The following is a 25,986-nucleotide window of genomic DNA, read 5'->3' as shown; positions in this document are numbered from 1 at the left end:
GCGAAATCTGATTATAGTGTTACGGCAACACCGGAGTGATCAGAGACGATCGGGCTGTCTTTGCCATCAAGAACAACCTTGGAGGATTTAACAGCAAGCTTACGATTACTGAATACATAATCAATCCGCAGCTTCTGCTTATTATTCTCCCAGCCGGCGATGGCTTTAACAACGGTATAGCCCTCATCCTTCTCTTCTGCCAGCTCGTAGCAGTCATGCCATCCGCTCTGTGTAACATAGTCGTAGCCTTCACCTTCCAGATGGGCTGCATTATTAAAATCACCCATAATGAAGGCCGGCTGATCCTTCACCTTCTCCAGAACAGCCAGTGAGTTATCCCACTGTCCTCTGAAGGATTCCTCATCATGCCACCAGCCATAGTGACCATTCACAAACCAAGTTTCTTCTCCTGATATAACCGTTTTGATCCCTAATATTTTGCGGGTACGGTAATTCTCATAGTCTCTCATTTCGGAAACATAGGCTTCAAAAGCATCAAGGATCGGAGTCTTCGATAAGAAAGCAAGGCCTTCATCATACTTCTCAAATCCCACATGGATCGGGATATATGTCCAGTAATAATCCGTACCGATCTGAGCGCGTAATACGTGAGCATAATTATCTGCCTTTACTACCGCCTCATCATCTGTAACGTGGAAGTGCTTCAGATCGTCATCAGATAATGGTACCTCACGCTGTGACTGATTTACTTCCTGCAGCGCAATGACATCAAAATCCTGAGTGCGAATGAACTCGGCCAGCTGATCCATCTTGGTCAGCTGATCCTCCTCCATCCAGGCATGCGTGTTCAAAGTTAGAATCTTCAAATTGTAATCACCCTAGTCTGTCTTGAATATCGGACTTCAGAACGTCGGCTTTTGGACCATAAATGGCTTGAATACCGTTATCCTTCTTAATCAATCCAAGAGCTCCGAGCTTCTTCCACTCCTCTTCGTTACCCACTGCATTTACATCATTCACCGTAATCCGCAGGCGAGTCATGCAAGCATCCACATCCACAATGTTAGATGGGCCCCCGAGCGTGGCTATGATTTGGGCCGGAAGATCATCTCCAGCGGTTGCAGCAGCAGGAATGTTCTCTCCTGCAGCTTCTGCAGTAGCTGCTGTTTTATCGGACTCTTCATCCGTATAATTCCCAAGACGTCCTGGTGTAGCCATCTTAAATTTACCAATCATGAAGTAAGCGATAAAGTAGGAGCCTGCAAAGAATACAACGGTTGTAATGACAAAGTTAATGATATCGGCAACAAGGCCTGCATTGATCGATAGCGGAATTCTAGTCAGCAATTCGATCATACCGAACGAATGAAGTCTCAGGTCAATAATATCAGCCATACCAAAGGCAAGGCCAGTAATGACCGCATATACACCGTAAAGCAGCGGTGCAGCAAACATAAACATGAACTCAAGTGGCTCTGTAACTCCTGTCAGGAATACCGCAAGACCGGCAGACAAGAACATCGATTTGTATTTGGAACGCTTGTCCTTATCCACTCTGCGATACATCGCAAGTGCAATACCCATCAGAATACCAGCGCCAGCAATCATTTGACCTACTTTGAAACGAGCTGGTGTTACGGTGTCCATAAGCTGCTGATACGCCATTGGATCTGCACCATGCAGATTGGCAAGGTCACTTGCCCAAGCGAGCCATAGTGGATCTTGTCCAGCAACTGTACCGCCGGCATTGCCGCCAGTGAGTACCGTGTAAATTCCGCCAAGCTCGGTATAGTTGACGGGGATCGTCAGCATGTGGTGAAGCCCAAATGGCAGCAGCACACGCTCCAGTGTTCCGTATAGGAATGGGGCAATGAACGGTGCAGACTCCCCTGAAGTCGCTAACCATTTACCGAAGCTGTTAATTCCGGTTTGAATAAACGGCCAAAATGCAGACATTACTATCGCAACAATAACGGACCACAGAATGACAACAAACGGAACGAACCGTTTACCGTTAAAGAAGGCCAGCGCTTCTGGAAGCTTACGATAGTTATAATATTTATTGAAGATAACGGCTCCAAGGAAACCAGAAATTATACCGACGAACACACCCATATTCAGTGCAGGAGCACCAAGTACAGAGGTGAAGTAACCATCTACCGTAATCATTTGACCAAACAGCGTCGTAGTGGTTGCACCTTCCTGGCTCAGCATATCATTGGATACGCCAAGAATGGTACCGGTTGTAATATTGATCAGAATGAAGGCGATAAGTGCCGCAAACGCCCCTCCTGCTCTTTCTTTTGCCCACGATCCACCGATCGCGACAGCGAACAAGATATGAAGGTTGGTAATAATCCCCCAGCCGAGGTTCTCCATGACACCACCGACAGTGACAAGGAATGCGATATTTTCCGCAAACATCGCGATCACTTTGCCAAGCGAAATCATGATCCCTGCAGCCGGCATAACGGCAACGACGACTAGCAAGGCTTTACCGAATTTTTGCCAAAACTCAAAAGACAGAAGTTTTTTCATATGCGTTACCTCTTGTGTTTTTTATTGTGCAGCTTGGTCTGAACGCCTTGTTCTTTGTTGATATCGCATTCAGAAATCCCTTACAAAATCCTATGTTTATAAAGCCGGTGACACAGTGATTGATAAAAAAGCGATTACATCTTCCTTAAAATTGTGCCATGGCTTTTGAAAAGGAGTTATTGCAAGATCGTGCAACTTTAGTGCAATCGGTTGCAGTGCTATTATAAAATCATTCGCTTTCATTTTGCAACCCATTTTTTTAACTTGCCAATTTTTTTATTCCTCCTGCATTGTTTTATATGTCTAGGTGTGTGTATGATAAATACATCAGAATAACGCAAATTAAAAGGAGATTCAGCGATGGCAGTAACAATTAAAGATATTGCTAAACGAGCCAATGTTGCTACTTCCACCGTATCCCGGGTCATTCAGGACAGCCCCAAGATTAGTGAGGCTACCAAGGCACGGGTTCGTAAAGAGATGAAAGCGCTTGGATATGAACCGAATTATTCGGCGCAGAGCTTGGCCAACCGAATGACGCAGTCCCTAGGCATTATTATGCCTGAAGCGGATGTATCTATATTCCAGAATCCGTTTTTTCTTGAGAGCATTCGGGGCATCAGTGAACTATCTAATGAAAAAAACTTTACAATGGCCATTGTGACCGGCAGAGATGATACTGAACTCTTGTCTCGTGTAAGAATGATGACGAGGGCTAACCGGGTGGACGGTTTTATCGTCCTGTACTCCAAGCCCGAAGACCCGGTTGTTGATTTTTTTCATCACGAAAAAATCCCCTACACGGTTATTGGTAAGCCTCAGCAATACGTCAGCGAAACGACCCATGTAGATAATGACAATTTCCAGGCAGGGAAGGATGTTGTTACATACCTGTATGAGCTCGGTCATCGCCGAATTGCTTATGTTGGAGCAGATACAGCAAGGACTGTGCACAAGGAGCGGGTACGCGGATATCAAGCCGCACTTGGCGAACTGAATTTGGAGTGGGATTCCCGTTACTTGATCGGGACATCGTTCACCAATGACGATATTGCCGCCCTGTTCCAATTGGATACACCTCCTACGGCTATGATTGTCGGTGACGATATTGTCGCGCTGCCATTGCAAAGGACACTTCAGCAAATCGGGGTACGTCTTCCGGAACAATGCTCCTTGATCAGCTTCAATAACCTAACTCTTGCCGATATGATGAATCCGCCTCTCACGTCTGTAGATATCGATATATTCAAGCTGGGTTACCAGGCCGCTAAGAGCCTCATCGAGAAGATTCAGGATCCGAAAGAAATGACCAAGCATATTATTGTGCCGCACCGAATTGTGGAACGCGCCTCATGTACGAGGATAAATGAAGAACGATTATAAACCCAAGACACTTAAGCAAGCTGTTTGCATACTTTCATGCAGACAGCTTTTTTTCATGCAGACTGTTTTTTTAATTGACAGGGCAACCGGTTGCACTATATACTGTAATCGCAATCAAATGATAACACTTACATTTTGGGTATAAGCTTACGAACTCTGAAGTAAAATGAAGACTTATGACATATGCTGACAGAGAAGCGCCAAGTTTATAATTCCCACTTAAGTTTCATCTTATTATTTCTAAACCAACCAAATAGGTATAGCGTGCTTATACGCTGCCCAAGGAGGATTCAAATGTCATATAAACGAATTTTTGATATTGATGCCTGGAAGATCTCCACAACGGAGCTTAACAAAGAGGACCTGCGCTTGCAGGAGAGCATGACTTCCATCGGTAACGGCTATATGGGAATGCGAGGTAATTTTGAAGAAACGTATTCCGGTGATCATCATCAAGGTACTTACATTTCCGGTGTATGGTTCCCGGATAAGACGAAGGTCGGCTGGTGGAAAAATGGCTATCCGCACTATTTCGGCAAAGTAATCAATGCTATGAATTTTATCGGGATCCGTGTTCTTATCAACGGTGCTGAAGTCGATCTGTATACAGATGCAGTAACTGATTTCTATCAAGAGCTCGACATGAAGGAAGGTATTCTTCGTCGCTCATTTACGGTAAATGGACAGGTTCGAATTGAAACCGAGCGCTTCCTCAGCATATCGAAGCTGGAGCTGTGTCTGATTGATTATCGTGTCACCAATCTTACGGATCAAAACATGAATGTGGAGCTGATCCCTTATCTGGATGCAGATACAAAGAATGAAGACTCGAACTACGAGGAATCATTCTGGGTTGAAGCGGATCGCAAAGTCGGCGAGCCCTATGTCAGCCTTGCAGCTACAACAAAAGAAAATCCATTTGGTGTAGAACGCTTCACTGTCAATTCAACCATGGGTATTGTCACAGATAACGTAACTTCCAAAAAGATAAAAGAAGCTGCCCTCTTCGCCGCAGTTCATTATGTGTATGACGTTGCTCCACAGGCTGCAGCAGCGATTCAGAAATTTGTCATTGTCACAACTTCACGTGATATGAATACAGACCAGCTGATTCCTACGGCTGAGAGCATGATGATGGAAGCGATGAATAAGGGCTACAACCTGCTGAAAGAGGAGCATGTCAATGCTTGGGCTGAGCGCTGGGACAAAGCCGATATCGAAATCTCCGGCGATATTGAAGCTCAGCAAGGAATCCGCTTCAACATCTTCCAGCTCTTCTCTACTTACTATGGTCATGATGAGCGTTTGAATATCGGTCCTAAAGGCTTCACAGGGGAGAAATACGGCGGTGCAACGTACTGGGATACTGAAGCTTATGCCGTACCTATGTACTTGGCGCTTGCAGATAAGCGCGTAACCGAGAACCTGCTGCGTTATCGCCATAACCAGCTGGCAGGTGCACATCACAATGCACGTCAGCAAGGTCTGAAGGGCGCCCTATATCCAATGGTAACTTTCACAGGGGTAGAGTGTCATAACGAGTGGGAAATTACGTTTGAAGAAATTCATCGTAACGGAGCTATTGCCTATGCAATCTATAATTATACAAACTATACCGGAGACACCAGCTATCTGGTGAATGAAGGTATCGAAGTACTTGTTGAAATCAGCCGCTTCTGGGCAGATCGGGTTCATTACTCCAAGCGCACTGGCAAGTATATGATTCATGGCGTTACCGGACCAAATGAATATGAGAACAATGTTAACAATAACTGGTACACGAACAAGATCGCAGCTTGGGTATTGAAATATACAATGGACAGCTTGTCTAAAGTTTCCGAAACAAGAACACAAGAGCTTGGATTAACGGAGAGCGAACTGGCGAAATGGTCAGATATCGTAGAGCATATGTACTTCCCGTATGACGAAGAGCTGGGTGTATTTGTCCAGCATGATACTTTCCTGGATAAGGACCTCCGTCCAGTATCCTCGCTTGCGAAGGAAGAACTGCCGTTGAACCAGAAATGGTCTTGGGATAAGATCCTCCGTTCGCCTTTTATTAAGCAGGCAGATGTACTTCAAGGAATTTATTTCTTCGGAGATCAGTTCACATTGGAGGAAAAAGAACGCAACTTCAGCTTCTATGAGCCGATGACAGTACACGAATCATCTCTGTCCCCTTCCATCCATGCCGTGCTTGCTGCCGAGCTGAAAATGGAAGAAAAAGCAGTAGAAATGTACAAACGCACCGCGCGTCTGGACCTGGATAACTACAATAATGATACAGAGGACGGTCTGCATATTACTTCTATGACAGGAAGCTGGCTTGCAATCGTTCAAGGATTTGCCGGGATGCGCACGTATAATGAGACTCTCAGCTTCTCACCTTTCCTTCCAAAAGGCTGGACGAAATACAAGTTCCACATTAACTACCGGGATCGTCTGCTGAATATCAGTGTAGAACAAGACGAAGTGAAGATTACACTGGTATCCGGTGAGCCACTCACGATGGAATTGTATGGAGAAGAAGTCGTGATTACGAATGAGTCTGCATTAGTAACAACAATCGCATCTTAAGCGAAGAAACGGGTGAATGTAACATGAAAGCAGTTATTTTTGATCTTGATGGCGTGATCACCGATACGGCAGAGTACCACTACCTTGCCTGGAAGAGCCTAGCGGATGAGCTCGGCCTTCCTTTCGATAAAGAATATAACGAGAAACTGAAAGGCGTAAGCCGAATGGAGTCTCTTGAGCTAATTCTTGCACTTGGGAATACTGAGTATACAGATGAAGAGAAGTATCAGCTGGCTGATCAGAAGAATGAACTGTACAAAGAAATGATTAAAAAGGTAACACCGGCAGATCTTCTGCCCGGCATTGAGAGCCTGCTCAAGGAATTAAGGGAAGCCGGTATCCTTATCGCACTGGCCTCTGCGAGCAAGAATGCACCGTTTATTCTAGATCGGCTTGAAGTGACGCATTACTTCAATCATGTCGTTGACGTCACACAAATTAAGAATGGCAAGCCTGATCCAGAAATCTTCTTGACTGGCGCAGCCAAGCTGGGGGTTCTCCCTGCTGATTGTGTTGGCGTAGAAGATGCAGAAGCAGGCATCGAATCTATTCGATCCGCTGGCATGTATGCCGTGGGTGTCGGTACACCTGCTCAAATGCAAAAAGCCGATCTTATTGTAGCTTCGACCTCAGAGCTAACTCTGGACTTACTGAAGTCTAGTCATGCAAATAGAGCTTAATATGGAAATAAAATAAGAGCCGCATCCTTAATGAATTGCACCCTGTTTACTCGACAGGAAACACTCATTAGGGGAGCGGCTCTTTTTTATGCTTGTGATTGTAAGAATCCCAGTGCCTCATCAGCATTCTCAAAGTGAGATTCGGTATCGTTCCCAGCTTCTCTCGCCGAACGCTTCAACTGCATGGTCGTCAATGCCTTCTGCGTAATAATGGCCGCATGAGACATACCTGAATCCCTCAGCTGACGCTGATGCTCAACCAATCTTGCTTGTGATTCCTTAGAGAATACAAGGGATTCTCTCATATCAACCAGTACTTTGAAGGTGGGACTGCTAAATTCGCTTCGCAATAATAGCACACGCTCAGTGAGGCGATCCACTTCTTCAGGCTTTGGCAGGCCTATCCACTTAATCTCAATAATACGCTTCTGCTTATCTAGGACATTTGCTGTCGACATCTGTTGTTCTCCTTCATCAATATGTATAAAGTCCTATATAAGTATAACAGAAGTGGGTATAAAGATTCATCCTCAACTTCAGCTTTTTGCAATTTGTTTATACTTCTTAAGTGCGGTTACCGTCACATCGGGCTGAATCCCTGTCATTGTATATATTCGCTTGGCCCAATCCTCTATGTGATCAAGGGGAGATTCGGTGATGAGTTCTCGATTGTTGCTTATAAAGCTTCTTCCTCCTTCATACTCCCAGTGGACAATTTCATTCTCCATCGGAACTCTCATCTCTACAAGTGCATTATGCAGCAAGGACTGAGAATGCTCTCCTGCAGCGATCAAATCCTGAAGATCAACCGGTGTAAGATCAAAGACCTGACTGCTCGTCTTGCCATTCGGCCTAACCCAAGTGAAGGATAAGTGACTGCTCCCGTGATGATCAAGCTTTATTTTGCCTCCTGTAATATATCCGCTGAGCACCTCTCCACCGTATTCATCTGCCGTGAAGTCCATGAGAATCGGCTCAATCCATTGATCCCCCAAGTCGCAAAAATATCTACGCCCCTGCTCGTCAAGCGCACACACAGCTGCATGAGCCTCCTCTGTACCGAGGCCTTCTCCTAAGCCATAAGCTTCAATCCCGGCCCGCTTGAACTCATCAATCAGCCAGATCGCCAGATCAAAGCAATTCCCTGAGGTGCCGAATCTCTCGCGATGCTCCTTCATCTCTTCTACACTGCGTTGACGGACAGAGGACTGATCATAATACCATGCCTTGGTCAGCGTTTCCATGGGGAAAGCATCAAATTTATGCCATACAGTGAGGATTTGAGTCGGTGCATTCATCTTCCTATCCCCTCCTAGATTAAACGAGTTTAATTAGAATAAATTATGAATCTGTGCAGCTAAGGTCCATACAATCAATCCAAAACATAACGCGCAGCAAATTCCTTCCCATTTGTAGGACTGGTTATTACAATTTTCTTAATTGCCTCGAGCAAGGTAATAACAAAGAAAATTCCGAGAACCGGTATCAGGTAGAAGCTAAGGGATAACAGCACTGTCATTAACGGCTACCTCCTATCTTACTAATAGAACATTCTTCCTCAAATCATCTTGAGTCATTTCAACGGAGGCATTGCACTGTCATAGCTCGAATACTGGGTGAGCAAAATCTCATTCGTAAGTGCCAGCGCCTCGGTCCTGTTATTCGCGGGATAAGCAATAACATACCCATCGTCACTGCTCCATGAACTCCGCCCTTCTTCCTCCTGTTGCGATACCTGGATCGCCCCCTGCTTGAAATCATCTTGTTGATTAAGTGTACCGTACATGAATGACCCGGCGTGTGGATCGCCAGCTTCATCCTTATACAGATAGTGATACATAATCATCCCCGAGTAGTCCAGATCGGATAGTTGCAGCGTATACGCTGCTTCGCTTGAGATCGGATTGATCTCCCCCTCGATCTCGATCTCTCCCTCGAAGGATCTTTTACCAAGAAAGGTCGTATCGATCACTCCAGTTAATTGAACCTGCACTTGCTTTTCTATGGAGGGACTGCCTAGCCGATATTTTACTCCTTGTACGTCTACATGGATTTTTTTCGGAAACAGAGGATACACCAAATAAACAACAAGAATCAGTATGCCGATAACCCAAATGGAAATGCCAAGTCTATGCTTCAAGCTGCACCACTCCTTCATCAATAGCAATTCGGAATGTCTACTTCAGCCTATTATGCGACTTACCATAGCTGTCTAGTTCGGATATAGGTCTTCCCTTCAAATGGAAACTTCAGCAAATACCAAAGATCCTTCTCGATATATTCCTTCACAGGTTCCACTTCTTTGATATCAGAGGATCGATTGTCAAAATGATGATTTAGAAAGGAGTTGACAAAAGTGTAAAATTTCTCTCCCAGCTCCCTAGATTCTTCGGGAAGATGGCACTTCCATTCCACATCTCGAACTTCAACAGCTAGAAATGAAGGATCAGCATCGAAGTATTCATAATCCTCATCATCATCCCCGACAACGCTTGCTTCCAAGGCAGAAATGAGCGAAGGGTTTTCTTTTTTCACATCAAGCAAGGTGCATTTGAAGGTAAACTCGTCTTTGCCATGGATCGTCAGATGAGCTACATTCTCATTCCATCCTTGGGACACGAATATGTTATGATCGTCTATATAACGCTGATAACTGTATTCGGCATTTGGACCAAAAATAGGATCGATATGATCCTTTGACGGTTTATAAGAATATACACGATTTTTTACAAAATCACTGACTCGGCAGATGATATTTGAATAACTCTCCCCTACCAGTCTAATTTCTTCATCAGACCAATTATCAAGCTCAAACAATGATTCATACGGATCTCCGTTCAGATATAACAAAAAGGCAAAGGCTGGCTCTGTCTTCATACCCTGTCTCTTAAGGGATATCACTTGATTCGCAAAATCATCTCCTGCCAGTCTGAGAAATCGGTCTTCAATGAGCATATGCCTGTATGCATTTTGTTCAGAAGTAGGAATCGGCTGACCAAATACCTCAATATCCCAATCCTCTAATTTAAAACTGGCCTTCATTCGTTTGATGCCGTCTACGATTTTCTCGGATATTTTAAAGCCTTCGTATTCTCCAAATTGGTCTGTGAGCCGCTGATTAAATTCGAAGAAATCATGCACCTCGCAAATGATATCCAGATCGCTTCCCTCTATGTCAACTGCAATGGGAACAGTTCCTGTAAGAATGGGATCATAAACTTCCAATTTATCCATGACTTTGAACTGTGTTAGGACTCGATATACTTCCTGTTGCACTTCATTCCCTTCTATTAAATAACGTATGTCTTTATATAAATGTTTGTTTTGCATTGGTGGTTTAACTCCTTCCATTTATCTGTACAGCAACCGGACTACACGATCTACACAGGCCAGCAGCATAGGGGGCAATTCATCGTTGTGAATTTTAATTTGTCTGGTGAGCATCGGATGATTTGATCTACCACTCTCTATCTCTGCCACCAGCATTTTTCCTGAATTATGAACAAAACTTGTTTTGTCTAATAATTCTTTGGTATAAGCAAATTCCTCGTTCTTGTATGTAAAAATAAACCTAGGCGATAATTTGATTTTGGTGCGATCTTGTAGAATATTCTCCTCATCACCTTCAGGACCAATAGAAAATATACTCCACTTATTACGTCCTAACCAAATCATCTTATCCTGGATGGATACACGGAAACCTGTTTGAAGCTCTTCTCCGTCAACACTAATCTCAAGACTATTTATAAACCAGTTCGCAGCATCCAATCCTTTATTACGATATACACGCCTTAACGAGCCCAAGTCTTGATTGACCTCGTTTTGTAGTAAAGATGGGGCCTTAGAATGTGTCATAAATGGGATTTTATAAGAGTACTTCCTCTCCATTGACTCCGCTCCCTTTATGAGATGAATATCACACATACATCTTATGTACTCCATTAGAAGTATAATGTTGCGCAGCCCGATCTACAAATCAAAAAAACCTGCACGGAGCGCTCCATACAGGTTTTCAGACAGGTTAATATTTACGATTCGATTACTTGTTAAAGCTGACTTGCTCAGGACCATCACCAAGAATTATGGATGCCTGCTGTGGCTTTGTTTCTGCAATTTTACGGCCTTCTTTGAAGGAATACAGAACAGCAGCCTGTTTGCGTACAGCCTCATATTCATTCTCCGCGGAGAGTACAATAAAGCTCGCCGGTTTGCCGGATTCGATGCCATATTTATCTTCGATGTGCAGCGTTTTTGCACTATTCGTTGTAATCAGGTCAATCGAATTAACGATCTGATCGTAGCCAAGAAGCTGTGATGCATGAATTCCCATATGCAGCACTTGCAGCATATTGCCTGTTCCAAGCGGATACCATGGATCAAAGATATCATCATGCCCGAAGCAGATATTAAGACCTGCCTCCTGAAGCTCCTTCACACGAGTCAGTCCTCTTCTCTTCGGATACGTATCAAAACGTCCTTGAAGGTGGATGTTCACGAGTGGATTGGATACAAAGTTCAGTCCGGCCATTTTTAACAATCTGAACAGCTTATAAGTATAGGCATCATTGTAGGAGCCCATTGCTGTCGTGTGACTCGCAGTTGTGCGTGCACCATATCCGCGCTCATAGGCTTCCTTCGCCACAACCTCTACGAACCGGGACTGCTCATCATCGATCTCATCACAGTGGATATCTACGAGCCGGTCATATTTCTCGGCAAGATCAAACGCAATCTTCATCGACTCTACGCCATATTCTCTCGTAAATTCGAAGTGTGGAATGCCGCCAACCACATCAACGCCCATCTTCAGTGCCTCTTCCATCAGCTCGGCCCCATTCGGATACGAGAGAATGCCTTCCTGAGGGAAAGCCACAAGCTGGATATCTACATAAGGCGCCATCTCTTCCTTCACTTCGAGCATCGCTTTGACTGCAGTCAGGCTTGGATCCGTTACATCGACATGCGTACGAACATGCTGAATACCTTGAGCAATCTGCCATTTGAGTGCAGTCTTGGAGCGTGTCTTCACATCCTCATGCGTCAAAGAAGCCTTGCGCTCCGACCAGCGCTGAATTCCTTCAAAGAGCGTACCGCTCAGGTTCCACTCCGGCTCACCTGCTGTCAAGGTTGTGTCAAGGTGAATATGCGGCTCAATAAATGGAGGCAGTACAAGGGAACCGTTGACGTCGAGTACCTCATCGTTCGTGCTTGTTATGGATTCCTGTGTAATTTGTTCGAACTTTCCATCTGTCACGAGGATATTCCACAGGCCCTCTTTACCCCGCAATTTCGCGTTCTGTATGATCATTTGTCATCACCTTTTCATTAGATACTTTTGTTGAGAATACGGACATGAGTACGATGTATACGACGGCTGTGCCCAATAACGCATTAAGCGGCGTAATGCCTGGAGCGAGCTGTGCAAAAGCAACCCCGATCGCCCAAGCGAGCATTGCTAACCAGTTTACCTTTTTAAAGCTCATGCTGGCATATTCCTTGTATGTTCTGCGTTTGACGAAAAAGTAGTCAGCGATAATGATTGCACCGATGGATGGTACCGCAGCACCCAGCACATTCAGAAAGCCGACAAAATTGTTGTACATCCACATCGCAAATACTGTGCCGACAATACCATTTATAATAACAAAGAACTTCTTGGAAATCTTCGTAATGTTCGCAAAGCCTAGACCTGATGCATATAAAGCATTGTCATTGGTCGTCCAAATATTTAAGCCCAGTACAATAATTGCCGGAATGAGCAGCCCCTGCAGGAACATGACTTCGGAAATATCGGCCAAGTTATAAGCCATGGCACCAACCGCGCCGAACAGGAACATTAACGAGTTGCCCAGGAAAAAGGCAATAACAGTTGCAATGACCGCCTGCTTGGATGATTTGGCAAACCGGGTAAAGTCCGGCGTAAGCGTCCCTCCGCTAATAAAGGACCCGATACAGATCGTCATCGCCGCAGCCACAGACAAGGTTTGTGTTGGTGTGTAATCAAGCAAGCCTTGCATGCCGACAAGTGTATCAACACCCTTAAGCATCGAGTAACTACCCAATATAGCGATCGCTGGAACCGCGATATAGCCCAGGATTACCAACGATTTCATACCAAAGATTGCAGAAGCTGTCATCGCCATACCGAAGATGAAGATGAGTAAATTCACATCCCAGTTCATCGCCTTCGCGACCGGAACTGCAAACATCGCTACACCTACGCCGAACCAGCCGACCTGTGTAAAGCCAAGCAGGAAGGAAGGCAGATAGGAGCCTTTTTCACCAAAAGAATATTTAGCCAGCAAGTGGGTTGAGAGCCCCGTCTTGGCCGCAATGTGTGCGAGTGCGCCCGTGTAAATACCGAGCACCAAGTTCCCCGCCAGCACGATCAGCATAAACTCAGTGAAGCTCAGGCCAATGCCCAGCTCTCCGCCTGCCAGCATACTGGCCGAGAAGAATGTGAAACCCAGCATAACAGATAGTGTCTTCAAAAATTGATTTCTCTGCGTTCTCGGTACCGCCTGCAACGAAAACTCTTGATCGTTCTTACTCATCAGAATACCCCCAAATAAAAGTTTCCTGATACCAAAAAGAGCAGAAAAAAGAGGCTAATCGCCGTCGTTAAACTGACAATTAGCCTCATTTGTACATCATAAGCCGCGCGAATATAGAGAGCATCTCTAAATAGACTATGCCCTGCTTCACGCCGATTACGAAAATCCGCTGTCCTTGCCAGCCTCTCTGGACTGATTTAAAGGTACCAGTATTTAATTACGTACTATTATTTTAGAAAATCAACCCTATGTCAATGTAATTATTATCCAAGTGTCAAAAAACAGGTGTCATTTATTCATTGGACAATACTACGGACGTCTCAATTTGCCTGTCAGGTACAGTCCAATAAGTCTTGAGCAATCTCATCTTATCCTCTTGAGAAACCCTATTAAACCCGTGTTTGTTGTAGAAGCGGATCGCCCATGAAGCATCTGCCCATGTGCCTATTAGAACAGGCTTATTCGTAAGCGCAAGCAGGTGGGTCAGCAGCATGGAACCGATACCTTTTTGGCGAGAATTCGTCTTGACGTATGCGTGCCGGATCAAACTAACATCCCCCCGGTCTTGTATCCCCATGACACCAATCAGATTGCCTTCAAGCTCATATCCCCAAAACACAACTCCGCTCTCGATCTCGCTCTGCAGCTCGTCCAGTGGCATATAAGGCTCGTGATAGCAATCCTCGGGTATGATTCCTTTATAAGCACGCGAAGCATCATTAACAATCTCATAGATTTCCAGCATTTCAACGGAACTACACAGCCTGATCATATATCATGCCTCCTATTTAATAAGCGTCCTCATTCTCTAACCACTCTTTTAGCCGTTTATTCCGATGCTCCAAGAATCGCTTCATGTACGACTCAAGTACCCAGCGTTCCGCCATTTTCCCTAATACTCCAAAAGGAGCTTCAAATATTAATACATCCTTCATTTGGGTATACACGTGGTCTAAAGATGAGAAAAAATGCTGATGGGTCATGCTCCGAAATGCCCCCGTTTGCATCTCGTCAGTAAAATAGATCGGGCGCTTGTAGGCTGTCACTTCGGAAGTCAGTCTTTGTCTGACACCAAAATGAGTGGCCTCAAAGGTTACCGTTTGACCACATTCAATGAAACTGTCTGTAACGCCTGCCACAGCCTTTTCTTTGGTATGCTTCCATACCGTTACGGGATGAAGACGGATATTTCTGGCGGCATCAAAGCAATGCTCTATTGGAGCCTGGATAATGATGCTCGTGTCCAAAGTAACCATGCTCGGTTCAGCTCCTTATTTCTTGAATAATTGCAGGATATCAAAGGATTGAAGCATCGCTTGATGATTAACTGCATGCTTGTACTGAGGTATAATCATCGGGTTTACTAGTTAGACGCCACTCGCTAACCATTTGTTTTAGTCATTCAGAAATTCGAATACATATTCATGAGTCCTTGGACTGTTTATTCAAATGCCCTCTTACAACAGACCAGCTCGCGAAAGAAGATATAAACATGCCGACAAACAGCACATAAATGTTATAAAAAACCGTATTCGTATATTGATTCAGCCAACCAAACCGATAAATGACAGATCCCGGGTCATCCGCAAAACCTCCCAGCTGAGTTTTTAAATCTGCAATTTCCATAAATGACATAAAACTAAAAATAAGAATAAAACAGATCAGCAGGATGGGAACTCTCATCGTAGCCACATATTTATCATGAACAGAAGCGAATAGCTTCTTCATAAAGAAGAAACTGTATATAAACAAGCCGATGGAGTACAGCAATGCCGGAACTAAGATTAATAGTCCTGGATTACCATTTCCTGAAGTGGAGCCCCCTGGCTCATATTTAAAAGTGAACAAATCAACAAGGAGCACTAGCACTAAACTGATCAGTACGTTTACGCTAAATACCACCATATCCCTATAGATCACTTCATCACCACCTTATTTGCTTCTATCCTGATTTGCTGCTAGATAGACACATGCCTTCTTGGAATCACACATCTCCTAAAAAATATATCACACTTATATATGGTTTTACTTCTAATCTATGGATGATATGGTTGGAGATACACTGTTGACGTTGTACTTATGTGTGTTAGAATCAGAATACAAAGAAAGCATAGTAGTTTACTGGTATATAGAATGAATGCTATGAAAAATAAGGAGAGTGAGCAAGTTGTTACAAATGGTCATTACAGGACTTTTGTGCGGCGCCTTGCTGGGATTCGTTATGCAGCGCGGCCGGTTCTGTCTGACAGGCGGATTCAGAGATATGTACATTGCCAAAGACAACCGCATGTTCTATGCGCTGCTTATCGCAATATCTGTACAAAGTATCGGGGTATTCGCATTAATTCAGACAGGTGTCCTTCAATATGATGCTGGGGAATTTTCATGGGTAGCCACCATTCTTGGTTCATTTATTTTTGGTATTGGCATTATTCTGGCTGGCGGCTGTGCGACAGGCACTTGGTATCGTGCAGGTGAAGGACTGATTGGCAGCTGGATTGCCCTGTTCGGTTACATGGCGATGGCCGCAATTATGAAATCCGGTCCACTGGCTCCGGTTAACTCCAGCTTAAGTGAGGTCGCTACGACCACAAACTCTATTCCGGCAACGTTTGGACTGTCAGTATGGCCGTTTATTGTATTACTGGTAGCCATTACGGTATTCTTGGTAGTAAGACATTTGCGCAAGCCGAAAGTGTTCATTCCAACACTGAAGCCTAAACGCAAGGGTCTTGCCCATCTACTGTTCGAGAAACGCTGGCATCCATTTGTCACTGCTATTCTGATCGGACTCATTGCCCTGCTTGCATGGCCGCTCAGCGCAGCTACAGGCAGAAACTTTGGCTTGGGTGTAACTACACCTTCCGCAAACATTTTGCAGTATCTCGTAACTGGCGATGACGGATTTATCAACTGGGGCGTATTCCTCGTGCTCGGTATCTTCGTTGGTTCCTTTGCTGCTGCGAAGGCAAGCAAGGAGTTCCGTTTCCGCGCTCCGGATGCGAAGACAGCTGTAACCAGCTTCGGCGGAGGACTGCTAATGGGTTTTGGCGCAAGCTGGGCTGGAGGCTGCTCCATCGGTAACGGTCTCGTCATGACGGCAATGATGACATGGCAGGGATGGATTTCTCTGGTCTTTATGATTCTGGGTACATGGACTGCATCCTATTTTATATTCATACGTCCACGCAAAAAAGCGAGCGCAGGTGCCGCCGCTTCAACAACTGCAACTGCTTAGGAGGAATTTAACATGCAACAAAAACTACAAGTTCTCGGAATGGTTTGCCCATTCCCACTGATCGAAGCAAAAGAAGCAATTAAAACGATAAACAGCGGCGACGAGCTCGTCATTGATTTCGATTGTACACAAGCGACGGAGAGCATTCCGCGCTGGGCTGCTGAGGATGGACACTCCATTACCAACTATGAGCAGCTGGACGATGCTTCTTGGACTATCACTGTGAAGAAAAAATAAACTGAGCTTATATGAAAAGCGATCCTTTCAGGTTAACTGACAAGGATCGCTTTTTTGTAGGTAAACCAAGACTTATTTCATTACATTCTGTCACCATAATCCCCATGGTCATTGTGTTTATTCAGATAAATATCTAACGCCTTAATTCCACGACGAGCAAGCTTAATAAATAGTATGAGACAGTATATCCCAAGTGCAAATGTACCTAAATATATAAATAGACCAAAAAATCCAAAAGCTGAGGCTACCTGCATTCCATATCATCCTCTTTCATTTATTTTATTTGACTTTCTTTCTCTATGTAAGCATCCAATGCTGCTATGCCTCGTCTGGCTAGTTTAATGAACATCACCAAACAGATCACTCCAACAACGAACAAGCATAGCTGAATGAGCACAAATAACGGAGATATCGCAATTGCCGCAGTACTTTGTTCCATATTTCCCTCTCCTAATCCCTCTTTTATGGATGCTCAGACTCTTATTCTGAAAGCGCCTGTTTCCCTTAAGAAATCTCCTCTCGTAATGCCTGACTCCCCAAGAAATAGCCGATAGCTGTTAATGGTCCCATCATGGGTGGCGCAGTATACATTGCCCTTAAACCTGCTGATCCACTTTAAAAATTTGTCTGCCTGAAATTCAAAGTACGCAGTGGACATGGTGTTAATACCTTCATCCCACAAGGTCTGTTCCGACTGTACAGCTGTAAATTCAGGAAAAAGAATAGATACCTCATCATATGTATAGATCTTATCGCAGCCAAGGGGTACCCACTCCGGATTTTGGGGAAACATTCTTGGCCCAAGAAGCGGCGTAACATATTTCTGTACCGAGATGTCCTTGCTCCATATATTCACCGTTTCTATGGTTCTTCTTGCAGGACTTGTTACGACCACATCACCAGATACTAGCGGATACAGATGGCGTAATTGTTCTGCTTGCTGGTTCCCACTCTCTGTTAAAGCAGGATGCTGCATATGCAGCTGGTTGGGCCAATTCAACGTATGCTCTCCTTGAGCATGTCTGATAAATACCAATTCCATGTACAATCACTCCTGCTCACAGCCTTCGTTCTCAATCCAGTACCTTTGAATTTGAATTCCCTCGATGATGACTTCTGACTCAAGGACTCCCCCATTCGAAATGATTGTCTTAGCCGAAGCGATGTTGTTCTTATCACAAGTAATCAGCACATTACAGATGCCTAATTTTTGGGCTTGTTCAAGCGCCAGAGACAGGAGCATTGCTGCGTATCCTTTTTTTCGCTCACTTGGTCTGATGCCATACCCAATATGTCCTCCACGTTCTAATAGTAAATCATTCAGCTCATGACGAATATTGACAGCACCTAACACTTTACGATCTGATCTTACAAGCCAAAAAGTAGAACTGTTTACAGTTAAATGGTCCAGGCTGGTTCCCACTTTCAACTCGCTTAGCTTAGCTAAAAAACAGTCAAAATCAGAAGGATCATACCTCAGCACAAAAGGAATCATTCGCTCTCCGGCCTCTGTCCATTCGAGGATCATATCGAGATACTCTTCCCGATATTCGTACGAGGGCTCCACGAGAAAAACCTCCTCCACTCTCTCTCACCTCTCCTTTCACAGCCTTCGAAATAGCAGCCAGTTCACCGCATCCAGCAGGTTCTCCGCTATATAATCCGGTACTACCTCCGCCCAGCTTGATCGATAGTCGGTTAGTGATCCCATTCCCCACCCTGTCTTGACAAGCACTTTCAGTGCCCCAACCGCATGTGCTGCTAGTATATCCGTATCGCCCACGTCACCAATGACAGCGCACTTTGCTAGATCGAGGTCATATGCTGCTGCAGCCCTATGCAGCATGCCAGGCTTTGGCTTCCTGCAATTACAAATCTCCGTACTTCCATGCGGACAGATAAATGCATCATCAAACCCATACGATAGAAACTGTTCTCTGAACTCTTCTTCACTTGCTTGCTGCTTCGATATTCGATGCTGGTTCGTAAACGCAAACACCTTGATTCCCTTTCCCTTTAGCAAATGGATAGCATCAAGCGCTCCGTCATACAACACAAAATCGCGCGGATGAATAAAATGTCCTGTTCCTCCAATGGTTCCATCTCGATCTATAAATACAGCCTGCAGTTCCAGTTCAAACACCTCTCACTTGATCCATCGTCACAGAATCTATTTCAGTAATTCCATTCTTAATAGTCTCTCAGCAGCTGATCATAGATGACCTTGCCTATTCTTTGAACCACAGGATTGCCGATACGCTGAGCTTCTTCATATATTTCCGTTGTCATAACCTCTGTCATCACTGCCACGGCAAGCTCTCTACCTGGTATCAAGAAGTAACCTGCATCATGTGTAACATTACCCGCTTCTCCTGTCTTGTGTGCGATCAGCATGTCACCAAGCACAGCGCCAAATTTCGTATTCACCTCTTGCCTGGACATCCATAGAAGCAGCAGCCGTCGAGAATATTCAGAGAGCACCTCCCCTTGATATACAAGCTTGAGTAAATATGTGAGCTCTTGGGCATCCGCATAATTGTCCAGCTCCGGGGACTGAACAGGTGCAAACATCTTGCGTGCAAGCTGAGTCCGGTGTATCCCAAGTCCTTCCAGCATAGCATTTACCCGCTCAAAGCCAATCATATCAATCAGGACATTCGTTGCCGTATTATCCGACTGTGCGATCATGAGTTTTGCCAGCCTTCCTATGTTAGCGCTCAAGGGCATAACTTCCAGCTGAAGCGATCCCGAGCCTCCTACTACATCCTTATCCCTCACGACAGCCTGATCTTCAAGACGAACTTCACCTCGATCAACCATTTGCAACAGTGCACAGGCAATCGCCAGTTTGATCGTGCTTGCTGATCTGTACCGCTCTTCTGATCCGATCGAGAACCCTAAGTTACCAGCGGTAACGCTTAGATCAGCCACACTGACTGTCACGCGTACTCCGTTTAGATTGGCTTGTTCTATTAACGGACGAAGTGGTTTCATGATGTGATGAAGCGAGCCTGCATACAGCTCCTCTGACGATAATTGCGGCATGAATAGCAGCTCCTTTACATGATCAAGTTACAGCAGCTTTCCACCATGTTAACATTGACGAAGATATTATTACCATATTTTATTTAAAAAGGGATGAGATCCCTTACCCTCTATTTACATGTTCTTCTCATAAAGCTTCGTTCATCTGCACAAAATAAGTTATACTTTTAAATAGATAGTTTAGACAGCCGTTACTCTGAGAATGAACACACTGGAGAGGGAAGTAATGTACCAATTATCCGAAGCATTAGCACAAGATATTGTGAACCGCATGATGAAGGACATTCCGTACAATATCAACATTATGAATGATAAAGGCATTATTATAGGCAGCGGGAATCCAAGCCGCATTGGCACAGAGCATCGTGGAGCCATCAAAGCGCTTGAGAGCGGAAAAATGGTAGAGGTATGGGAGGATCAGCGTTATGAAAAAAAGGGCACGAATGAACCCATCGTTATTAATCAAGTCCGCGTAGGCGTTATCGGGATCTCGGGCAGCCCGGAGGAGGTACGTCCCTTCTGCAGCATTGTAAGAACAACCGTTGTGCTTTTGATAGAGCAAGGGATGGCACTAGAATCGATGCAAAATGAAGCTAATCGTAAGAAGGCATTTCTAGAGGTCCTGCTAAATCATCAAGGGATATACTCGCAAAAGCTGCAAAAAAAAGCGCTCGCCTACAACATTGACCTGCTGCTGCCGACAACAATCCTCTACATCGATCATTCAGGGATGAATGCTGAAATTTCCAATATTCTTCTTATGTATCCTTCATTTATTATCGAGGAAGATATATGCATCATTCTTGTTCAGGAAGTGAAGGAGATCAAGAAGGTAATTAAGCAGCTCCTGCAAAGCCAACCTATGCTTAAGGTCAGTGTCTCACGGCATGAGACCCATATTGCAGACAGCTATGCTCAGGCCAAGTCCGCGATGAGGACAGCGCAGTCCCTGCATCTCCCCGAGCGAATCATTCTCTATGATCAGATGGAGTTCCTGGTGAAATTAAGCGAGTCAGCGCTTAACTCCTCCGAGCATCTCATCACCAAGTTGGAGGATAAGGAGTCCGTGGATCTGCTCGATACCCTGAGAGTATACATCAATAACAATTGCAGTGTATCCGACACTTCCGCAGAGCTGAGCATTCACCGGAATACACTTCAATACCGACTCAAACGGATTTACGATCTAACAGGCAAGGACCCACGAAACACGTTTGATCTGTTTGAACTAACTTATGGACTACTTGCGCTGTATAAATAGCTGTATTCTGCATTATTGGCGTACAGATTTAGTCACGGGCGTGATCCTTACATATTCCAACCAAAGCTGGAGCTCCATAGCGATATAAACTCTTATACGCATTTCCCAAGGTATTGACTACAACCTATAACTTATAGCAAAACGAGGCAGACCCGCGAATACCATCGCTACGGACTGCCTCTATTGTTTGTTTTTCTGTCACATTAGATTAAATCTCATACTTATCATTCTCTCCATTCATCCGTAGCGACAATGAGCTGGATACACTGCTTCTTCTGAAGGAGATCGATTTATTAATTGATCATTGAGTTTGTGACAACGTCTCTGACGAACTCGGTGTAAACGTATACGTTGCGCCAGCTTCTGTGTTGAATGAAATTGGCTTTAGGCCAGGACCTTCCAACTGACAAAGCCCAGCAATTGAACTTCTTACGGTGACTTCAGTAATTTTCGATTTCGCCCAGGAAAATCTAATGGTATATCCGCCACGAGCCCTGAGCCCCTCTACACTTCCTTCACACCAATTGTCTGGTAAGGCAGGCAGAAGCCGAATCACATTAGTGTGGCTCTGCATTAGCATCTCAGCAATTCCAGATGATCCCCCGAAGTTGCCGTCAATCTGAAACGGAGGATGATTGTCAAAAAGATTGGGTAACGTGGAGTGCTCCAGGAGAGCTCTTACATTCTCATAAGCCTTCTGCCCATCCTGAAGTCTTGCCCAGAAGTGAATGATCCAGGCCCGGCTCCATCCGGTATGCCCCCCACCATTCTCCAATCTACGTTCGAGCGTTGTACGTGCGGCCTTTGCGAGTTCCGGTGTGTATTCCGGAGTGAAACTTTCTCCTGGGTACAAACCAAATAGATGTGAAATGTGCCGGTGTCCTGGTTCCACTTCTTCGTAATCCTCCATCCATTCCTGGATTTGTCCTTTTTTGCCGATTTGTGTCTTCGGGATTCGCTTCAGAACAGCAGCAAGTTCTTCCCTGAATGTGTGGTCCCTTCCGATCAACTCGGCACTTTGAATGCATGCAGTGAACAGAGCCTCAATAATCTGAAAATCCATCGAAGCGCCAGCGCATAGAATCCCCACCTCACCACTTGGCAGCTTGTAACTGTTCTCTGGAGAAACGGAGGGACAGGTAATCAGACGGCCATCCGCATCCTCAATCAGATAGTCAAGAAGAAATTGCGCAGATTCCTTCATGGTTTCGTATGCTTCTTCCAGAAAATTGAGATCCTGACTATAGCGATAATGCTCCCATAAATGCAGGCATAACCAAGCAGCGCCCATCGGCCAGAAGGAAGCTGGCAGGTAGGTATCCTGAGGGGCCGTGTCTGCCCAAATATCCGTATTATGATGTGCGGTAAACCCCCGGCAGTCATACATCTTTCGTGCCGTAATTCGGCCAGGCTCCCGCATTCGCTCAATTAGATCGAACAATGGCTCATGGCACTCGGCTAGATTGCAGTTTTCGGCAAGCCAGTAGTTCATTTGGGTATTAATGTTGATGGTAAATTTGCTGTCCCAAGGCGGAGTGAAACTGTCATTCCATATGCCTTGAAGATTAGCAGGAAGGGAGCCTGACCGGCTTGAGGAAATCAGCAGATAACGACCAAACTGAAAATAGGTTTCGATCAATTCGGGGTCTTCTTCTCCCCTTTGGAACTGTTTTAATCTCTCATCCGTCGGACCATTATAACGATCAGAACTTTTGGACAGGTTCAACGAAACCCTGCTGAACAGTTCATTATAATCCGATGTATGCCGTACAAGCAGTGTTTCATAAGGAATTCGGCTGAGCTCTTCCATACGAAGTTTAGTGTATAATTCCGGATCTTCCTGGCGGAAAGTCGTTTCCGCAGCAAGCAGCAGTGTGACCGAGCTCGCATCCTTCAGTAGCAAATACTCGCCAAGGAGCTGACAGGTACCTCCATCTGGTATCGCTTTCAACACAGCTGCGAAGGAGCTGCCGTCTTTACCACCGCATTCACCATGCATAATGAGTCCGCTCTGCTCCCACTTCTTGGTTTTCTCCAGGTATCTCCAATTCTGACGAGTGAATCGGGCCTTCATAGACAAGGTATTCTTCTTGTCTGTTGAGATTCGGATGATGATGGCTTGATCGGGATGACTGGCAAACAGCTCACGAGTATAACGGGTACCATCAACGTTATAGCTAACCATGGAGATACCCCGGTCCAAATCCAGCGCACGTACATAGTCCTCAACAGGACCATCATGATTGCCGAATGATAACTGCAGCTCACCAAGTGGCACATAATGTCTTTGGGCTTCAGGAAGCCCGGCCATCGTCATGCTGGCCATCTCTTCAGCCTCCTGAAGTTTCCCTTCCATGATTAACTTGCGGATATGTGGCAGATTGGGCAGTGCATCTTCGTTATTCCGATCCCGGGGGCCCCCATACCACATCGAGTCTTCATTTAACTTCAAACGTTCCTCCGCTACGCCTCCAAATATCATTGCCCCAAGCCGACCGTTCCCGATTGGCAAGGCCTCGTTCCATATCTCTGCCGGTTTGCTGTACCACATGCGATGATTGTTCCGATTGGATTCTTTCATTCTGAACCTCCACTATGAATTTCAATGAATGATAAGAGATTAATCTCATAATAACATCGTAACAAAGAATAAAAATAACGTATTCATGCAGATCCATACTCTTTCATGATATGGGAGTCGAAAAGATCATGTATTGGGAGAGTTTCTTCGATAAAAATCAATGGTGGGTGGCTGTCTGCCATAAAAGATTAGGACCTGATTCGCATAAATGCGAACCGGCCCGTGTTTGATAATAATGGATGAAAATGCCGCCCAGGATGGGTATAAACCTCCTCTTTCTCCCTACTTGGAAATGGATGAAGTATCATACGCTGCCTGCATAATTTCCAGATAACGCTTGATGTTGAGGCCTTCCAGCCCTTTTACGTAATCGTCCCAATCCTTTTCCAGACTCTTTGCTCCTGTAATGAATTGCAGGGCATTCTGGTCAATATAATCCTTGAGGTTCGTCTGCATCATGCTTGTTTCGTCCGCATTTGCCGGATCCACCCATAGTGCCCAATGCGGAAAAACTTCCTCGGGTTCTTTTCCTTCCATTAGGAGTGTTGCCTCATAAAGTCGGCGCTCATAACCGTCACCTGCATAGATGTCCTTGCCTTGTACTTCGGCATCCCGATATGCTCTGTGGTGATTATACTGACTCAGTGCACCCCAGCTGTCATTACGAGGCTCCTCTCCTGTAGAGAGGGGAATGGCTTTGTAAAGCGGCTCTACCTGATCATTAAGGGCCACATCGCCTTCCTCCGGCTTGCGCCAGCTGGTGCCCTCCTCACCCAGATATGCACTCATGGCTCCTTCTTGTGTGAATAGATAATCCAGCATTTTTATGGCTGCAATCTGTGTCTCTTCACTTGCCTTGTTCGTGAGTACAAACGATGCTCCAGGGTCAATTGGATAGTTGTAGGACGCATAATTGGCATGCGGCCCTTTCAAAGGAGGAATCGGATTATAATCCTTTCCATAGGGAGCACCCTCAGCCGTATTTACAAAAAGAGATGGATGCATGGCAGCACCTGCGCCAAGAAGCTGCGCATCAGCATTATCTCCAATTTTTTTAAAGGCCCCAACATTTTGAGTGAACGCACCGGGGTCAATCAAACCTTCATCGTACAGCGACTTAATATAGGCCAGTCCTTCCTTCCACTCCGGTTTGTTCGCAACCGTATCAACTCGGCCATTCTTTGCTATGAGATAGGTTCTGTCATCGTCATAGATGAACCCGTTCATCAAATAGGGAATGATGTGCACGCCGAAATTTTCAATGGAACCGCTCAGTGGAACTTCATCAGCTTTGCCGTTGCCATTCGGGTCCTTGGTTTTGAATGCTTTTAGCACTTTCTTAAATTCTTCCGTCGTTGTAGGCTCGGATAAGCCGAGCTGTTTAAGCCATTTTGTATTCATCCACATTTTGTTCGGATATGAGCAGTGGAAGCATTCATTCAAGCCCGTCAGTCCGTAAATATTGCCGTCCGGTGCTGTATTCATTGCTTTATAATACTCATTGCTGTCCAGTACCTTTTTGATATTCGGTGCGTATTGCTCAATTAGATCATTGAGCGGTACAATGACACCTTGCTGTCCAAATTTCAACAAGTCCGTTTGAGAGAAACGGTCAACCCATGGAATGAGAAAATATAGATCCGGGTAGTCCCCCGAAGCTAATGATATCTGTCTCTTTTCAGCTGCACCGTCAAAAGGAACCGTCGTCCAGTTTATCTTCATGTTAAACTTCTCTTCCATTTTTTTAGTAAACTTGTTCGTTTGAAGGTTGGTATCCGAACTTTGGTGCGCGAACACGTTAATGGTCACGTTGTCTCCGGATGAAGGGCCGCTCCCCTCTTCTCCGCTGCCCTTTGAGGATGAACATCCCGCCAGTGCCACAGACAGGAGCAGTATAAAAGCAAGTGCGAATGACCCTGATTTTCTCAAAT

The 25,986-nt window shown here is 45.1% G+C and carries 26 protein-coding genes; 6 read left to right on the top strand and 20 right to left on the bottom strand.

Features of this window, described 5'->3' with window-relative positions; all coding sequences use genetic code 11:
- Positions 1-11: 11 nt before the first annotated feature.
- Positions 12-827 carry an endonuclease/exonuclease/phosphatase family protein gene (locus tag PUW25_RS07210; protein ID WP_205053571.1) on the bottom strand — a complete coding sequence of 272 codons (816 nt, stop codon included), beginning with the start codon at positions 825-827 and terminating at the stop codon, positions 12-14.
- 7 nt (positions 828-834) lie between these two features.
- On the bottom strand, positions 835-2,499 hold the full coding sequence (locus PUW25_RS07205; RefSeq protein ID WP_047910082.1) for a PTS transporter subunit IIBC: 1,665 nt from the start codon (positions 2,497-2,499) through the stop codon (positions 835-837).
- 360 nt (positions 2,500-2,859) lie between these two features.
- Here PUW25_RS07205 and PUW25_RS07200 point away from each other — a divergent pair, with 360 nt between their 5' ends.
- From PUW25_RS07200 to pgmB, 3 genes are all read left to right on the top strand, one after another.
- Complete coding sequence (locus PUW25_RS07200) at positions 2,860-3,882, top strand: LacI family DNA-binding transcriptional regulator (RefSeq protein ID WP_047910083.1); 1,023 nt, start codon at positions 2,860-2,862, stop codon at positions 3,880-3,882.
- A gap of 294 nt (positions 3,883-4,176) precedes the next feature.
- Complete coding sequence (locus tag PUW25_RS07195) at positions 4,177-6,459, top strand: glycoside hydrolase family 65 protein (RefSeq protein ID WP_205053572.1); 2,283 nt, start codon at positions 4,177-4,179, stop codon at positions 6,457-6,459.
- Positions 6,460-6,482: 23 nt separating this feature from the next.
- Positions 6,483-7,139 carry a beta-phosphoglucomutase gene (pgmB, locus tag PUW25_RS07190; protein WP_205053573.1) on the top strand — a complete coding sequence of 219 codons (657 nt, stop codon included), beginning with the start codon at positions 6,483-6,485 and terminating at the stop codon, positions 7,137-7,139.
- 86 nt (positions 7,140-7,225) lie between these two features.
- Here pgmB and PUW25_RS07185 read toward each other — a convergent pair whose 3' ends face one another.
- From PUW25_RS07185 to PUW25_RS07135, 11 genes are all read right to left on the bottom strand, one after another.
- Positions 7,226-7,597, bottom strand: a complete 372-nt coding sequence (locus PUW25_RS07185; protein ID WP_047910086.1) for a hypothetical protein — start codon at positions 7,595-7,597, stop codon at positions 7,226-7,228.
- Positions 7,598-7,675: 78 nt separating this feature from the next.
- The gene (locus tag PUW25_RS07180; protein WP_047910087.1) at positions 7,676-8,437 is read right to left on the bottom strand and encodes a hypothetical protein; all 762 of its coding nucleotides are present in this window, start codon (positions 8,435-8,437) and stop codon (positions 7,676-7,678) included.
- 74 nt (positions 8,438-8,511) lie between these two features.
- On the bottom strand, positions 8,512-8,658 hold the full coding sequence (locus PUW25_RS07175) for a hypothetical protein (RefSeq protein WP_193745975.1): 147 nt from the start codon (positions 8,656-8,658) through the stop codon (positions 8,512-8,514).
- A gap of 54 nt (positions 8,659-8,712) precedes the next feature.
- Entirely contained in the window at positions 8,713-9,279 is a 567-nt protein-coding gene (locus PUW25_RS07170) for a hypothetical protein (protein WP_047910088.1), read from the bottom strand.
- Positions 9,280-9,338: 59 nt separating this feature from the next.
- A complete protein-coding gene (locus PUW25_RS07165; protein ID WP_274336857.1) occupies positions 9,339-10,469 on the bottom strand; it encodes a DUF4269 domain-containing protein in 1,131 nt (376 codons plus the stop codon).
- Between the two features lie 21 nt (positions 10,470-10,490).
- The gene (locus tag PUW25_RS07160) at positions 10,491-11,027 is read right to left on the bottom strand and encodes a tubby C-terminal domain-like protein (RefSeq protein WP_238546267.1); all 537 of its coding nucleotides are present in this window, start codon (positions 11,025-11,027) and stop codon (positions 10,491-10,493) included.
- A gap of 151 nt (positions 11,028-11,178) precedes the next feature.
- Positions 11,179-12,447, bottom strand: coding sequence for a cytosine deaminase (locus PUW25_RS07155; protein WP_205053580.1), 1,269 nt, complete (start codon positions 12,445-12,447; stop codon positions 11,179-11,181).
- Positions 12,416-13,693: a cytosine permease gene (codB, locus tag PUW25_RS07150; protein WP_274336856.1), complete on the bottom strand. Its 1,278-nt coding sequence runs from the start codon at positions 13,691-13,693 to the stop codon at positions 12,416-12,418. The genes PUW25_RS07155 and codB overlap by 32 nt, the downstream gene beginning before the upstream one ends.
- Before the next feature lie 292 nt (positions 13,694-13,985).
- The gene (locus tag PUW25_RS07145; RefSeq protein ID WP_205053582.1) at positions 13,986-14,465 is read right to left on the bottom strand and encodes a GNAT family N-acetyltransferase; all 480 of its coding nucleotides are present in this window, start codon (positions 14,463-14,465) and stop codon (positions 13,986-13,988) included.
- Between the two features lie 16 nt (positions 14,466-14,481).
- Complete coding sequence (locus PUW25_RS07140) at positions 14,482-14,949, bottom strand: SRPBCC family protein (protein WP_205053583.1); 468 nt, start codon at positions 14,947-14,949, stop codon at positions 14,482-14,484.
- A 166-nt stretch (positions 14,950-15,115) separates the two neighbouring features.
- Entirely contained in the window at positions 15,116-15,613 is a 498-nt protein-coding gene (locus PUW25_RS07135) for a hypothetical protein (protein WP_205053584.1), read from the bottom strand.
- A 256-nt stretch (positions 15,614-15,869) separates the two neighbouring features.
- On the opposite strand from PUW25_RS07135, the gene PUW25_RS07130 reads away from it, so the two are divergent.
- Positions 15,870-16,931: a YeeE/YedE family protein gene (locus PUW25_RS07130; protein ID WP_274338278.1), complete on the top strand. Its 1,062-nt coding sequence runs from the start codon at positions 15,870-15,872 to the stop codon at positions 16,929-16,931.
- A 12-nt stretch (positions 16,932-16,943) separates the two neighbouring features.
- Positions 16,944-17,168, top strand: coding sequence for a sulfurtransferase TusA family protein (locus tag PUW25_RS07125; protein ID WP_047910094.1), 225 nt, complete (start codon positions 16,944-16,946; stop codon positions 17,166-17,168).
- Positions 17,169-17,442: 274 nt separating this feature from the next.
- On the opposite strand, the gene PUW25_RS07120 is transcribed toward PUW25_RS07125, so the two are convergent.
- From PUW25_RS07120 to PUW25_RS07100, 5 genes are read right to left on the bottom strand one after another with little or no spacing between them, the layout of a single operon-like run.
- Positions 17,443-17,607, bottom strand: coding sequence for a hypothetical protein (locus PUW25_RS07120; RefSeq protein WP_205053586.1), 165 nt, complete (start codon positions 17,605-17,607; stop codon positions 17,443-17,445).
- Between the two features lie 33 nt (positions 17,608-17,640).
- Positions 17,641-18,210, bottom strand: coding sequence for a phosphoglycerate mutase family protein (locus tag PUW25_RS07115; RefSeq protein WP_205053587.1), 570 nt, complete (start codon positions 18,208-18,210; stop codon positions 17,641-17,643).
- A 6-nt stretch (positions 18,211-18,216) separates the two neighbouring features.
- Entirely contained in the window at positions 18,217-18,735 is a 519-nt protein-coding gene (locus tag PUW25_RS07110; protein ID WP_274338570.1) for a GNAT family N-acetyltransferase, read from the bottom strand.
- 36 nt (positions 18,736-18,771) lie between these two features.
- Positions 18,772-19,311, bottom strand: coding sequence for an HAD-IIIA family hydrolase (locus PUW25_RS07105; RefSeq protein WP_274338569.1), 540 nt, complete (start codon positions 19,309-19,311; stop codon positions 18,772-18,774).
- 47 nt (positions 19,312-19,358) lie between these two features.
- Positions 19,359-20,213: a serine hydrolase gene (locus tag PUW25_RS07100; RefSeq protein ID WP_274338568.1), complete on the bottom strand. Its 855-nt coding sequence runs from the start codon at positions 20,211-20,213 to the stop codon at positions 19,359-19,361.
- Between the two features lie 226 nt (positions 20,214-20,439).
- Between PUW25_RS07100 and PUW25_RS07095 the strand changes: the two genes are divergently transcribed.
- Complete coding sequence (locus tag PUW25_RS07095; RefSeq protein ID WP_274336852.1) at positions 20,440-21,474, top strand: CdaR family transcriptional regulator; 1,035 nt, start codon at positions 20,440-20,442, stop codon at positions 21,472-21,474.
- Positions 21,475-21,775: 301 nt separating this feature from the next.
- Here PUW25_RS07095 and PUW25_RS07090 read toward each other — a convergent pair whose 3' ends face one another.
- Together PUW25_RS07090 and PUW25_RS07085 are read right to left on the bottom strand one after the other, a co-directional pair.
- Positions 21,776-24,055 (bottom strand): glycoside hydrolase family 95 protein, encoded by a 2,280-nt coding sequence (locus tag PUW25_RS07090; protein ID WP_274336851.1) that lies wholly within the window; start codon positions 24,053-24,055, stop codon positions 21,776-21,778.
- Positions 24,056-24,337: 282 nt separating this feature from the next.
- Positions 24,338-25,984 (bottom strand): ABC transporter substrate-binding protein, encoded by a 1,647-nt coding sequence (locus tag PUW25_RS07085; protein WP_205053592.1) that lies wholly within the window; start codon positions 25,982-25,984, stop codon positions 24,338-24,340.
- Between the last annotated feature and the right edge of the window lie 2 nt (positions 25,985-25,986).

The organism is Paenibacillus urinalis (genome assembly GCF_028747985.1).
Classification (GTDB): domain Bacteria; phylum Bacillota; class Bacilli; order Paenibacillales; family Paenibacillaceae; genus Paenibacillus; species Paenibacillus urinalis.
Note: the sequence above shows the minus strand (reverse complement) of the source record. Positions and strands in the feature narration are given on the sequence as shown.

Bases quoted from the DNA above. Each gene is read 5' to 3' on its own strand.
- codB (WP_274336856.1), bottom strand. From the start codon at position 13,693: ATGAGTAAGAACGATCAAGAGTTTTCGTTGCAGGCGGTACCGAGAACG.
- PUW25_RS07200 (WP_047910083.1), top strand. From the start codon at position 2,860: ATGGCAGTAACAATTAAAGATATTGCTAAACGAGCCAATGTTGCTACT.
- PUW25_RS07155 (WP_205053580.1), bottom strand. From the start codon at position 12,447: ATGATCATACAGAACGCGAAATTGCGGGGTAAAGAGGGCCTGTGGAAT.
- PUW25_RS07140 (WP_205053583.1), bottom strand. From the start codon at position 14,949: ATGGTTACTTTGGACACGAGCATCATTATCCAGGCTCCAATAGAGCAT.
- PUW25_RS07180 (WP_047910087.1), bottom strand. From the start codon at position 8,437: ATGAATGCACCGACTCAAATCCTCACTGTATGGCATAAATTTGATGCT.
- PUW25_RS07130 (WP_274338278.1), top strand. From the start codon at position 15,870: ATGGTCATTACAGGACTTTTGTGCGGCGCCTTGCTGGGATTCGTTATG.
- PUW25_RS07195 (WP_205053572.1), top strand. From the start codon at position 4,177: ATGTCATATAAACGAATTTTTGATATTGATGCCTGGAAGATCTCCACA.
- PUW25_RS07090 (WP_274336851.1), bottom strand. From the start codon at position 24,055: ATGAAAGAATCCAATCGGAACAATCATCGCATGTGGTACAGCAAACCG.
- PUW25_RS07175 (WP_193745975.1), bottom strand. From the start codon at position 8,658: ATGACAGTGCTGTTATCCCTTAGCTTCTACCTGATACCGGTTCTCGGA.
- PUW25_RS07100 (WP_274338568.1), bottom strand. From the start codon at position 20,213: ATGCCGCAATTATCGTCAGAGGAGCTGTATGCAGGCTCGCTTCATCAC.
- PUW25_RS07095 (WP_274336852.1), top strand. From the start codon at position 20,440: ATGTACCAATTATCCGAAGCATTAGCACAAGATATTGTGAACCGCATG.
- PUW25_RS07120 (WP_205053586.1), bottom strand. From the start codon at position 17,607: ATGGAACAAAGTACTGCGGCAATTGCGATATCTCCGTTATTTGTGCTC.
- PUW25_RS07205 (WP_047910082.1), bottom strand. From the start codon at position 2,499: ATGAAAAAACTTCTGTCTTTTGAGTTTTGGCAAAAATTCGGTAAAGCC.
- PUW25_RS07115 (WP_205053587.1), bottom strand. From the start codon at position 18,210: ATGGAATTGGTATTTATCAGACATGCTCAAGGAGAGCATACGTTGAAT.
- PUW25_RS07145 (WP_205053582.1), bottom strand. From the start codon at position 14,465: ATGATCAGGCTGTGTAGTTCCGTTGAAATGCTGGAAATCTATGAGATT.
- PUW25_RS07185 (WP_047910086.1), bottom strand. From the start codon at position 7,597: ATGTCGACAGCAAATGTCCTAGATAAGCAGAAGCGTATTATTGAGATT.
- PUW25_RS07160 (WP_238546267.1), bottom strand. From the start codon at position 11,027: ATGGAGAGGAAGTACTCTTATAAAATCCCATTTATGACACATTCTAAG.
- PUW25_RS07125 (WP_047910094.1), top strand. From the start codon at position 16,944: ATGCAACAAAAACTACAAGTTCTCGGAATGGTTTGCCCATTCCCACTG.
- pgmB (WP_205053573.1), top strand. From the start codon at position 6,483: ATGAAAGCAGTTATTTTTGATCTTGATGGCGTGATCACCGATACGGCA.
- PUW25_RS07165 (WP_274336857.1), bottom strand. From the start codon at position 10,469: ATGCAAAACAAACATTTATATAAAGACATACGTTATTTAATAGAAGGG.